The sequence below is a fragment of the Acinetobacter sp. SAAs474 genome, assembly GCF_032823475.1.
In the GTDB taxonomy this organism is placed as follows: domain Bacteria; phylum Pseudomonadota; class Gammaproteobacteria; order Pseudomonadales; family Moraxellaceae; genus Acinetobacter.
Window position 1 is genome coordinate 2,581,229 of the sequence record NZ_CP127915.1, and the last position, 12,815, is coordinate 2,594,043.

Consider the following 12,815-nt stretch of genomic DNA (forward strand, 5'->3'; position numbering starts at 1 on the left):
TCAATATTTAGAAATAAATTCCTTGATTATTTGAGTTTTATTTTTCTCATCTAATTTAAGCAACATCGCATCATCAACACTATTCACTTATTTGACATACTGCCATCACTTCCGGCTCGCTCAAGTGAAAGATGCTAAAAGCAATCCTGCTTAGCTGCTTCCTTACGGATTTCGTTTGCGTTCTGCTTTATAGAACAACCTTTAGCGCATTCTCGCTAAAACCATACTCAATCTAGTTAAATCTCTCCTGTGTTTGTTGATTTTCTTTTGCAACATGACTACATAAGTTAAAAATTTAACTTGTATATCCAGGCTCAAACTTAAGCTGTAAACCAACTCGCCAAGTTTGCTGATCCCTCAATCTACAGACAAGTATCGACCAACTCTAATCTGGCATAAATTTATTTAAGTCTGATTTGACTTTAATATGATTACCCTATTGCTCAATTACGCCTTTTGCTAATTTCGATATATTGTCTACTTTGATATCATCAACAATAATCATGGCGTGATGGTGGCTAAATGTTATCGTGATTTGATGCAAGTCGTCATCGCGAATATATTCTGCTTGGGCAAACAACTGAAAAGACTGAGCTAATATCTTGTTTCAGACAAAACGAGTAGAACTTATGGCTGGATTAAGCAATATTTCCTATTCTTTATAAGATCAAAGTCTCTACTTCTAATGTGGATATATTTTTATTAAGTTATTATTTATAAAAGAATTAATAGAATTATTTTTAGTATAAAATCGGCTAAAACACAACGTTTTATGGTTTACATCACTCGCCTATTTACCCCAACTGACTGTTGCTGGGAGGCTTGTGCTCAATAAAGATCAAAGCCAATCCTTTGAGATCACAATGGACAAAAGTAAATATCGACAGGATCTATTGCTATACACAGATAAATACGAGAAAAAATCAATATATTTTCACTGATGAACTGATTTTTTTATGATCGCTAAAATCACGAATAATGATGGAATAATATTAAAAATTATTGACCAAATAGCTGCTGAGTCGTCTTAGGTTCAATTGCACTATCAGTATAACGATCGACATAACATTGCTGCTTTTTAATATCACAATAGACGCCATTTGCAAATGTAAATGCTGAAGTATCAAAGGTACCTTGAGAAAACGTTTTCTGCGCTTGCTTTTGACCTAAATATTTTGCTGTTAATCTTTTAGATACCCCCTCTTGACGACTAACACACATATACTGATCACATAACACACCAGGCAACGGATTTTTTAAAATAAGCGCTGGTTTTTTTGCAAAACTTAGCTGACTACATAGAAGTAGTCCTAGGCAACATATAGAGAATATCGTTTTCATCATTAAAATTTTATCATTATTAGAGTTAAATTCTAGCTGAAATGATCCTGATAAACAATAACCGAATCAACCGTTCATCGGTGATATTACGATTATTGCTGGTCTAGTCGCTTGAGATCTTATTTTAAATCTGATCATAAATTGCGATTAACATATCATTATGATGATAAAGAGAGCATCTCTTCAAAAGAGATCACAGGATAAATATGTGCCTGATGCGATAGATCAGGGTGTGACCATAATTCACTTAATGGAATTTGCACATCTAAGGGCAAGGGCAGTTTTTTCGGATTAAATTGCATCGTGGTTAAATCTTTGCCCCATGCAATCAAGTCAATGTCTAATGAGATTTTATGTGAGGGTCTGATACGCCCAGAACGTTGCTCCAAATCTTTTAAATCAGACATGATCTGTAGCACACTACGCTGACTTTTCAGTAAACATGCAGAATTCCAATAATCTTCCCCGACACCATCACGACATGGAATTAAGTAAATTTTTGAAAAAAATACCTGACCTAAAGATTGCAGTTGTACATAGGCATGATCAAAATTAAGCTGTGGTTTAAAATTACTCGCCAGTGCTAAGGCGAAAATTGTTTCGGTGGCGTTCAAGACGAATTCCTACAGAATTTGCTTGCGGAAGAATAGCAGGCTTACGAATGGTAATAACAATTGACTCAATGGCAGAAAAGGTCGTCAACAAGGCATCAATGACTAATTTTGCCGCATGTTCAATCAGTTTAGGTTGAGCTTGTTGAATCACTTGTGCACAGATTTGACAAATTTCTGCATAATTTAACGTATCTTCAAGCAAATCTGAATGGGCAGCTTGTTCAAGATTGGTCGACAAAATCAGATCCAGCATTAAAGGTTGAATAATTTGACGTTCCCACTCAAAGCATCCCACCACAGTCTCTACTTTTAACCCTTCAACAAGGATGGCATCCATTATTTAGCGCTCCATTCATTTCGTGATCAATTATCTTGGTTCATACTCATATTTTTCTTTGCTATATACAAAGTCCAGCAACGTACTCATAGATGAATGTTTTTTAAACAGATCATATTTATCATCATTTTAATACCCCTGTTGATCAGATGATCACCTTGATCAAGATGGTGTATTCAATGTAAATTTATCTTCAATCGGCATAGAGTTCAATAAAGAACCCTATGACAGAGTGTAATGGTTAAACCATAACATTGGATTGAACTAGGCTGTCTTTTTAACCTCACCATAATTCTAAAGCAGATCATCATGTAATAAAAAAACCAGCAACATGCTTAATTTTACTCATGCTTTAACAATAGTTCAGAATCCATGCTTTGTAGCATTTGTAAGCGCTGATCGGCATAAACATCCGTATAAGGTGCAAGAATACGCATAAAACGATCAAAATATAACATTTGCTTAAACAGTAAAGCAAAATCTCGAGGGAAACGAATACCATGACGCTCACCCATTGCGACCATATCCAGCATGATGTCATTTAAATCAGCCGGATTAGTAGAAAGCATTTGCTGCGGATCAGCCAGTAGCACCCCACCAAATAAACGTTCTAAATCTTTGGCCAACACATTGACATCGACTTCACCATCCGTCATGCCCATTTTTAGCATGTTTTCTGCCATAACAGCAAAATCAGTTTTTTGCATGGCATCAATAAAGGCCATCGCAGCAGTCCAAACTTCTGGTTTAAGCTGTCCCACAATACCAAAATCAATAAATCCAACTCGGCCATCTTCGAGTAACATCAAGTTACCAGCATGTAAATCGGCATGAAAACTTTCACACATCATTAAACTACCAAACCATGTATTCATCGCGGTAATTAAGACTTGTGATGGATCGGCCGCGACACGCTTGACCACCTCAAAATCGGTCAATGGCACACCATAAAAACGCTGCATGGTCAAAACACGGCGGGTAGAATATTGATGATAAACTTTAGGCGCAACAGCTGCCTGATTATGTGTAATATTTAAATATTGAGTAAAATCATCAATGTTTTTTGCTTCTTCAATAAAATCAACTTCACGCACCATACGTGTTTTAATTTCTTCTACGATATCGGCTAAAGAAGCAAATTTAACCTTTGGCACTGCTTTTTCTAAAACTTTAGTGGCCCAATGTAATACATTTAAATCGGTATAAAGAATCGTTTCAACACCCGGTTTTTGCACCTTGATCACCACATCTTCGCCACTGACCAATTGAGCAGCATGCACTTGAGCAATCGATGCCGAAGCTAAAGGCTCTTCTTCAATAAAAGCAAAAATTTCATCTAAAGAACGACCTGCAAACTCACGCGCCAAAACCGCCTGAATTTCACTAAAAGGTAGTTTTGGTGTTTGATCCAGACAGCCTTGAAACTCTTCAACAAATTCTCTTGGAAATAAAGAAGGTGTACTGGCAATAAACTGCCCCAACTTAATATATGTTGAACCCAAGTCTTCAAAAGTTTCACGCATTAATTTAGCATGACTCGGTTTTTCAGTCGCATATTTAAAGCCGGCTTTGGCAGTGACAACAGCAGTTTCACCCATACGGCGTATTGAGCGAAATCCATCTAACCAAACATTATTTTTCATCATCTGCTTTTGATTAATTGCTTGGCCCACAGTTTAACAAAAAATGATGACCTGTCGATAATTGATTTATACAAATAAATAATATAACTTTTTACTGGACTAAAAATTATTTTATGAGCAAATTGAACATGTTAAATCTTTATCAAAACTTAAAATTTTCTGTGTCATATTGAGACCGTTCCACAGTAAAATTTTTTGTCTTAATGGCATTTTCGCTAAACCTAAATATAAAAGCGCATGATGTGCCTGTAAATTCGCCATGACATTGGGTGTAGTGGCCAATACACCAGAATCGGCACATCTTAAACTTTCATTGGCATGTGCTTCTTGGGGAAACAAACATTCATAACAAGCCGATGTGCCTTCCACCATAAATAACTGTCCCTGAAAACCAATTGCTGAAGCACTAATCAATGCAACATCTGCTTGTTTACATACTTTATTCACCAAATAACGCGTAGTAAAATTATCACAACCATCTAAAACCAAATCCTGTTTGGCTATAAGTGTGTGTGCATTATGTTGTTGTAGTTTTTCTGTATAATGATCTACTTGTATATAGGGATTAATCTGCTGTAATCGTCGTGCTAAAACATCTGCTTTATAAAAGCCAATATCATGTGGTAGATAGGCTATTTGCCGCTGTAAATTACTCATTTCAATGCTATCTGCATCAATCAGTGTAATTTTACCAACACCTGCACGTGCCAAAAGTTCAGCAGTTGTACAGCCAATTCCGCCACAGCCCACAATTAACACATTGGCTAATTTCAAACGCTCTTGGGCTTCAATATCCCAGCCATCTAATAAAATTTGCCGTGCATAAAGCTGCATTTCAGCATCACTAAGTTCCCAATCTATATCTAAGGTACGATTCACAACGGCGGCTCACATGTGATGATTTACGATAAAGAAAAGGACAGCCAACACAAAAAACCAATGCATTTAGAGTTAGATCAGGGCGCTAACCCCATATCATCATGATCTTGATAAAAATGATATTCGTTGCAATAGATCGACTGTCGTAACTCACTCAAAAAATGGATACTAACAATTCCCTATCTACATCGCAATATCCATCCTATCTTTAGCTGCAATGTGTATGGCTTTTAGTATGATCATCATGATCAATGATATTTTGCTTGAATAGAGGCATACCTTTATATCTAAAAAAAACCCCTGCTATAAATAACAAAGGTTTACTGTTTCATCTATATCGACTGTATCGGCCAAATTTAGCTAACCTCCTGAATCTGCTGTGCTTTGGCAATTTCCTGTTGCTTCAATAAATTACGTTGAATTTTACCACTTGATGTTTTGGGCAATTGTACGACAAATTCAATTTCTTTCGGATAGGCATGTTTGGATAAGCGCGAACGCACATAGCTTTGAAGTTGTATCATCAATTGCTCAGAAGCCTGATATTGTGGTTTTAATACCACAAATGCTTTTACAATCTCTGTACGCTCAGGATCTGGTTTACCAATTACTGCAGATTCCAATACTTCTGGGCATTCAAGCAAAGTACTCTCGACATCAAAAGGACCAACGCGATAACCAGAAGTGGTAATGACATCATCAGCACGCCCAATAAAATCAATACCGCCCAACTCATTTAACTTTACCGTATCTCCTGTTAAATAATAATGACCGACAAAGGATTTACGATTATGTCCAGCATAACCCTGAAACCAGAACAATGGTGATTGTGAACAGTCAATAGATAAAATTCCGATACCGCCTTGCTCGACTTCTTGATGATCTTTATTTAAAACGGCAAAACGATGGCCCGGTATTGCATAACCTGCAGAACCTACTTTTTTATGATGATCTAAGCCATGGTGATTGGCAATTACCATGCCTAACTCGGTCTGTCCATATTGATCATAGATATTGACGTCAAAATCTTGCTTAAACCAATGAATCACTTCAGGTGTCAGTGGCTCACCCGCACTACTGACTACACGTAAATGTGTTTTAATCGAGGCATCAAATTTTTCTTTAAAACCAAAAAACATCCGAAATGCAGTCGGCGACCCAGTTAAGTTAGTGACTTTATATTTTTTAATCACTTCAATTGCGTGATCAACACTAAAAGGACGTTCATCCATAATAATCGACTGGCCTAAACTTAATGGACCAGTAATGCCATAATACAATCCATACGCCCAACCCGGATCAGCTAAATTCCAAAAAGAATCATCTGCCTGTAAACCGACCGCATGGGTCATATACCCTTTAAATGCCAACATTGCACGAAGAGGAACAGGAACCGATTTCGCCAAACCCGTTGTACCTGACGTGAACATCATTAAAAAATAATCATCAAAACTTCTTGCTATCGGTGAAAATTCAGTGGACTGTGTCGAAAGCACTGTCCAAAAATCTGGATCTTGCTGCGGTGTTTCTGGATGATGCAGGGTTAAAATATGGGGAATCTTAATCCCATTCAATTTACTACGCTGTTCTTGATTGGTCACAATCAACTTTGTTTGTGCACTATCAATACGATGTTCTATGGCTTTGGACTCAAAGGCCGTAAACAAAGGCTGATAAACTGCACCAATGCGCCATGTTGCTAAAATCGTAATTAACAACTCTGGCGTACGGGGCAATAATCCTGCAATACAATCACCTGCCTGAATACCGATGTGTTGCAGATAATTAGCCATTTGGCCTGAAGCCTGTGCCAATTGCTCAAAAGTCCATTGTTCAGATACTGCATTTTTTCCTTGCCAAATTAAAGCAGTACGTTGCTGACCAACATAACGCTCACAGCACTCTACATAAGCGTTAATATGATTAACTGAACCGATCAATTGTTCAGCAACAACTTGATCAAAATCAAATTCCTGATATGCCTGTGCTAAAGTTTTCATTTTAATACCTCTATCCTTTTTTCACAAAATCATCCAATGATTTTGTATATCCATCTGTATTTTTGTTATGACATCATCAATGTGCCGATCACTCATCGGAGTATTGCTTGAAACTGCTTCTGTACTGAGATTCTGTACTGAGATAATCATATTGAAACCTCAGACACAATTTCCAAATACCTCAATTGCATATCCGTATTTGAACAGCAGCATTTGCTTTAAAGTGTTTAAACTTGACACACCTCTCTTGCGATGACCAAACGTTGAATATCTGAAGTACCTTCATAAATTTGACTGACCCGCACATCTCGATAAATACGCTCTACAGGGAAATCAGCAACATAACCATAACCACCATGAATTTGAATCGCATCAGAACAGACGCGCTCTGCCATGGTAGAAGCAAAGAGTTTTGCCATAGATGCTTCTTTTAAACAAGGTAAGCCCGCATCTTTTAAACTGGCCGCATGTAAGGTTAATTGTCGTGCCGCTTCAATTTGGGTGGCCATATCAGCCAAACGAAATGCAATTGCCTGATGCTGCACCAGCTCTACACCAAAAGCTTGACGTTGATTTGCATATGCTACCGCTGCATCTAATGCAGCACGTGCCATACCTAAAGATTGTGCAGCAATACCAATTCGTCCTGAGGCCAGATTAGATAAGGCAATTTTATAGCCTTCACCGATTTTCCCCAGTAAATGATCTGCTGGAATACGACAATTGTCCAAGATAATGGTGGCGGTATCTGAGCAATGTTGTCCCATTTTGTCTTCCAGCCCTGCGACCACATAGCCAGGATTATCTGTCGGCACCAAAAAACATGAAATCCCTTTTTTACCTGCAGCCTTATCTGTCACGGCAAGTACTAAAGCAATTTGAGCGTACTTACCTGTGGTAATAAACTGTTTAGTACCATTGAGTACCCACTCATCACCCTCTTTAGTCGCTTTGCATGTAATTGCACTTGCATCTGATCCCGTTTGAGGTTCAGTTAAACAAAAACACCCCAACCACTCTCCTGTAGCCAATTTGGTTAAGTACTGTTGTTTTTGTTGTACTGTGCCATAAGATTGTAAAATGCCACAAGGCAATGAATTCTGTACACTAACAATGGTTGAAATTGCACCATCACCTGCAGCAATTTCCTCTAGCGCCAACACCAAGGAAACATAATCCAGTGCCGCACCACCCCATTCTTCAGCAACGGTCATTCCCAATGCACCCAATTGGCCCAACTCTTGTAGCTGCTGTGCAGGAAACTGTGCCGTTTTATCACGTGCTGCGGCAGTAGGTTTAAGTTGATGTTGCGCATATTCACGCATCATCTCCTGTACCATTTTTTGTTGTTCATTTAAAATCATGGCTCGTCCTTATTTTTTGAGCTCATCCATTACAAGCAATATACTGGTGAAAATTCAATCAATATTCAAATTAACTAACTGTATAATCAAGATATAAAGTAAATTTTCATATCCATGATTGAGCGGGTAGATAAATTGCTAGCGTGATTATTTGGCTTGCATACGGATTGCACCATCTAAACGAATGACTTCACCATTTAAATAGGCATTTTCAACAATATGACCGACCAAATGTGCAAACTCTTGCGGTTTAGCTAACCGTTTAGGAAAAGGTACCATCTCTCCCAAAGCATCTTGTACATGTTGTGGCATGGCCTGTAGCATCGGAGTTTCCATAATGCCGGGCGCAATGGTCATGACTCTAATTTTTTCACGCGCTAATTCACGTGCTAGTGGTAAAGTCATGGCAACAATCGCACCCTTAGATGCAGCATACGCTGCTTGGCCAATTTGCCCATCAAATGCAGCAATAGAAGCGGTATTTACAATAACCCCACGCTCTTCTTCATCAGCCATCAATTGATATTTTGCCATGAGACTGGCTGCAAAACGCAACATATTCAATGTACCAGTAACATTGATTTTCATAACCTTTTCAAAGAGTGCCAAGTCATGTACACCATCACGTCCAAGAACTTTGGCTGATGGTGCTATACCCGCACAATTCACCAAACCATTCAGTTGACCATAACGCTGTTCTACATGGCTAAAAAATGCGGCAACCGCCTGTTCATCAGTGACATCAAGTGCAACAAACTCCGCCTGCTCACCCAACTGTTGTTGTAAGGCTTGACCCAATGCCTGATTCATATCAACGATAATGACTTGGGCATGCTGATCTACCAAATATTGTGCCGTAGCTGCACCAAGACCTGATGCACCTCCCGTCACCACAAATACTTTGCCTTGAATTTTCATGGTATTGTCCTTATACATTAAAATGAAAATGCGACTTAAGATGAAGATTAATCACAGATCATCTTGAGTACAATTTCCAAATCAAGCATTCTAAATGATGTATTTAGCCACTTTACCGTTTAATCCCATACTATTTATAAGATCATGCCATATGGATTTGCTCGATTTAGATTACCTAAAAGGAACCATTTCAATCACTTTGGTGCAAGAAGCACTCATTTGTGCCTGTCAGCAAGGTTATCAGCGTGATGATTTATTAATTCAATCTGGCATTCAACCCGAACTACTACTATCCGCTAAAGCACGCGTCTCCATATCTCAATATGCTGCACTTTGGGTAACACTTGCCAACACGATGAACGATGAATTTTTTGGTATGGACAGTCATGCCATGCGTCGAGGAAGTTATCAATTGCTGTCTAAAGCAGTATTGTATATGGATAATTTAAATCAAGCGCTTGAATATATTGTGCAATTTTTAAATCTTATTTTAGATGATTTTTCAGGCAAGGTTTTTCAACAAGAAAATTATGCTTTTATTGTCATTCAAGATTTAAAAGCCACCAAAAGAATGTTTAGTTATGCCACTTACTTAATGCTGATTCATAGTTTAATGTGCTGGCTCACTGGACAACGATTATTAATTCAAAAGATTCAACTAAAATGTACCGCACCAGAGGATGATCATGATTATAAAGTGCGCTTTTGTGAAAATATTCAATATGAAGCAGATGAAAATTACATCCAATTCGATGTCCATTATTTAAAGCTTAAAATTAAGCAAAATCAAACATCGTGGTATCAATTTATTCGTCAAACACCCGATAATTTATTGGTCCGTTTTCGTAATCCCTATGCCCTAAATCAACAAATTCGTAAATATCTCAGTCAACATCGCCCATCTGAGTGGCCAGAGTTATATGAACTTGCGCAACAATTACATATGTCAGAAGCAACGATTCAACGGCGTTTAAAAAATGAATCCACAAGCTATCAGCAGCTTAAAAATGATATTCGTCGTGATACCGCAATAGAATTACTCACACGCAGTGATGATTCATTACAACAGATTAGCGATATCTTATGTTTTCATGATGTCAGCGCCTTTCACCGCGCATTTAAAAAATGGACAGGCGTTAGTCCTGGTGCTTATAGAGCTTCTCAAGATTAAGTCTATTGACTATCGCGTTAAAAAAATAAAGTGCCGCTTATTGGCACTTTATTTCTAAATCAATTACTGAATCAATCACGAATCTCTTGTTCAGAGCTCTATCGAAAAATCAACCGATCCATTGTCCAAGGCTAACACGATCATTACCACCATAGTCTTTAATGGTACGTATATGTTGATAACCTGCCGACTTAAATTGTTGCTGTACGGCTTGAGCCTGATCATAACCATGCTCAACAACCAACCACGCCTTGTGTTTTAACCAATATTGCGCTTGATCAATAATCAATTCTAAATCCGCTAAACCCTGCTTTGCTGCAACCAAAGCACGTTGTGGCTCGGTGGCTAATGATGGCATATGCTGATCTGCTGCATCGATATACGGTGGATTAGACACAATCAAATCAAATCGATGCTGAGAATCGTTGGCTAAAGCCTCAAACCAGCTTCCCAATTTAAATTGTACTTGCGTCAGTGCATGCTGCTGAGCATTATGCTGTGCAACCTGTAAAGTTGGTAAATAGACATCAGTAGCAATGAATTGCCAATCTGGCCGTTCAGATGCTAAGGCTAAGGCGATTGCACCTGTTCCTGTGCCTAAATCCAATACATCCGCATGCGAATGTAATGACAAATCCAGTACAGTTTGCACCAAAATCTCAGTATCTGGTCGTGGTACTAAGGTATCTGATGTCACTTTTAAATCTAAAGTCCAAAAGGGTTGAGAGCCGATAATATAAGCCAAAGGCTCGCCCCCATCTAAACGCTGCAGTGCATTTAAATAATCCTGTTGCTGCTGGACACTCAGTTCCCGAACATGATCATATTTAAATGCTAAAGCAGTTTGCTGCAACAGATGTTCAAGTAACCAAATCGCTTCTTGCCGTTCATAACTATCAATCTCACCACGTAACGACAATGCTTGAGCAATATTCATTAACCACCATTTTGCTGTGCTAATAATGCCAACTGATCCGCCTGATATTCACGATGCAAACTATCTAACAATTCAGTTAAATCACCTTCCATCACGGCATCTAATTTATATAAAGTCAAATTAATACGATGATCAGTCATACGACCTTGCGGATAGTTGTAGGTACGAATACGTTCTGAACGATCACCAGATCCCACTAAATCACGACGCATTTCAGAGGTTGCTGCATCTGCTGCTGCACGTTTTGCATTTTCCAAACGTGAAGCAAGTAATGCCATGGCTTTGGCTTTATTTTTATGCTGTGAACGCTCATCCTGACATTCAACCACAGTACCTGTAGGCAAATGGGTAATACGAACTGCAGAGTCGGTTTTGTTAATGTGCTGACCACCAGCACCTGAGGCACGATAGGTATCTATTCGCAAATCAGATGGATTAATATCCACCGTGGTATCGACATCAATTTCAGGTAAAATCGCCACCGTACATGCAGACGTATGTACACGGCCCTGTGATTCTGTTGCAGGAACACGCTGTACACGATGTGCACCACTTTCAAATTTTAAACGACCATATACACCATCGCCATTCACTAAAGAAATGACTTCCTTATAACCACCATGCTCACCTTCATTTTCTGACAAAATCTCAATACGCCACCCCTGAGACTCTGCATATTTACTGTACATTCGGAATAAATCGCCAGCAAAAATAGCGGCCTCGTCACCGCCAGTTCCTGCACGGATTTCCAAATAAGCAGAGTTCGCATCGTTTGGATCCTTAGGAATCATTAAAATATTAAGATCGGACTCCAATTGAGTAATCAATGCTTTATTTTGCTGAATTTCATCCTGCGCCATTTCTTTAAAATCAGGATCTGTCAACATTGCTTCAGCAGTGACAATATCTTCTTCTGCTTGTCTGTATTTGTTCCAAACTTCAGTAATTTCTGTTAAATCATTATGTTCGCGAGAAAGTTGACGAAAGCGCTTATTATCGGAAATGACTTCTACATCTGCCAATAATGCGGTTAATTCTTCATGACGGTCAGAAAGCTGATCTAATCGTAAACGTAACGATTCTTTCATGGTATAAAATATCTCTTATGCATAGGCCTGACTAAGGCGGGTCAATCATGAGAATAAATTTACATGCCCATCATATTGTCGCTACAATGCCATAACGGTTGATTTGACATCAAGCTTAATGAACACTGCTACGCTCATTGTTGTAAAAATATCCATGCGCTACGGATTGACATTCAGCATAAAATGACAAAATCCAAATAACCATGCATCAAACATTGTCATTAAATTAAGTCTGGCTAGGCCATCATCTCCATTTTACGTCGCTGTCTATTTACCCCCGCAATATGGTTGACATCTTACATGTCTACCGCCTTAGTATTTAAAGCAAAATCAAAAACTCGCCATAGTTTACCGATTATCATGATTAAAAGACATATTTATTCGCTATATCCAAGCAGTTCAATGATGTCATTCCATATGCGGATAAACAGCAGTCTATGACTATAGATAATTATGCTAGATAATTCACAATTTCACCTTAAAGTTTGCTTTATTTATATAAAAAAACAATATTTACACAATA

At 38.3% G+C, this 12,815-nt stretch carries 11 protein-coding genes; 1 reads left to right on the top strand and 10 read right to left on the bottom strand.

All coding sequences use genetic code 11. The annotated features are described in order from the left end of the window. Positions 1–999: 999 nt before the first annotated feature. From QSG86_RS13085 to QSG86_RS13120, 8 genes are all read right to left on the bottom strand, one after another. Positions 1,000–1,344 (bottom strand): YcgJ family protein, encoded by a 345-nt coding sequence (locus QSG86_RS13085; RefSeq protein ID WP_317031905.1) that lies wholly within the window; start codon positions 1,342–1,344, stop codon positions 1,000–1,002. A gap of 155 nt (positions 1,345–1,499) precedes the next feature. Further along, positions 1,500–1,955: a 2-amino-4-hydroxy-6-hydroxymethyldihydropteridine diphosphokinase gene (locus QSG86_RS13090; protein WP_317031906.1), complete on the bottom strand. Its 456-nt coding sequence runs from the start codon at positions 1,953–1,955 to the stop codon at positions 1,500–1,502. Beyond that, a complete protein-coding gene (gene folB / locus QSG86_RS13095; protein WP_317031907.1) occupies positions 1,912–2,292 on the bottom strand; it encodes a dihydroneopterin aldolase in 381 nt (126 codons plus the stop codon). Before folB ends, QSG86_RS13090 begins: the two co-directional genes overlap by 44 nt. Before the next feature lie 341 nt (positions 2,293–2,633). Beyond that, on the bottom strand, positions 2,634–3,935 hold the full coding sequence (locus tag QSG86_RS13100) for an ABC1 kinase family protein (RefSeq protein ID WP_317032575.1): 1,302 nt from the start codon (positions 3,933–3,935) through the stop codon (positions 2,634–2,636). Between the two features lie 111 nt (positions 3,936–4,046). Continuing rightward, positions 4,047–4,814, bottom strand: coding sequence for a HesA/MoeB/ThiF family protein (locus QSG86_RS13105; RefSeq protein WP_410487469.1), 768 nt, complete (start codon positions 4,812–4,814; stop codon positions 4,047–4,049). A gap of 356 nt (positions 4,815–5,170) precedes the next feature. Beyond that, a complete protein-coding gene (locus QSG86_RS13110) occupies positions 5,171–6,814 on the bottom strand; it encodes an AMP-binding protein (protein WP_317031908.1) in 1,644 nt (547 codons plus the stop codon). A gap of 227 nt (positions 6,815–7,041) precedes the next feature. Beyond that, positions 7,042–8,178, bottom strand: coding sequence for an acyl-CoA dehydrogenase family protein (locus QSG86_RS13115; RefSeq protein WP_317031909.1), 1,137 nt, complete (start codon positions 8,176–8,178; stop codon positions 7,042–7,044). A 147-nt stretch (positions 8,179–8,325) separates the two neighbouring features. After that, positions 8,326–9,096, bottom strand: coding sequence for an SDR family NAD(P)-dependent oxidoreductase (locus QSG86_RS13120; protein ID WP_317031910.1), 771 nt, complete (start codon positions 9,094–9,096; stop codon positions 8,326–8,328). A 151-nt stretch (positions 9,097–9,247) separates the two neighbouring features. On the opposite strand from QSG86_RS13120, the gene QSG86_RS13125 reads away from it, so the two are divergent. Beyond that, the gene (locus QSG86_RS13125) at positions 9,248–10,267 is read left to right on the top strand and encodes an AraC family transcriptional regulator (protein ID WP_317031911.1); all 1,020 of its coding nucleotides are present in this window, start codon (positions 9,248–9,250) and stop codon (positions 10,265–10,267) included. Between the two features lie 109 nt (positions 10,268–10,376). On the opposite strand, the gene prmC is transcribed toward QSG86_RS13125, so the two are convergent. Together prmC and prfA are read right to left on the bottom strand one after the other, a co-directional pair. After that, the gene (gene prmC, locus QSG86_RS13130) at positions 10,377–11,204 is read right to left on the bottom strand and encodes a peptide chain release factor N(5)-glutamine methyltransferase (RefSeq protein WP_317031912.1); all 828 of its coding nucleotides are present in this window, start codon (positions 11,202–11,204) and stop codon (positions 10,377–10,379) included. After that, on the bottom strand, positions 11,204–12,292 hold the full coding sequence (prfA, locus tag QSG86_RS13135) for a peptide chain release factor 1 (RefSeq protein WP_317031913.1): 1,089 nt from the start codon (positions 12,290–12,292) through the stop codon (positions 11,204–11,206). Before prfA ends, prmC begins: the two co-directional genes overlap by 1 nt. Between the last annotated feature and the right edge of the window lie 523 nt (positions 12,293–12,815).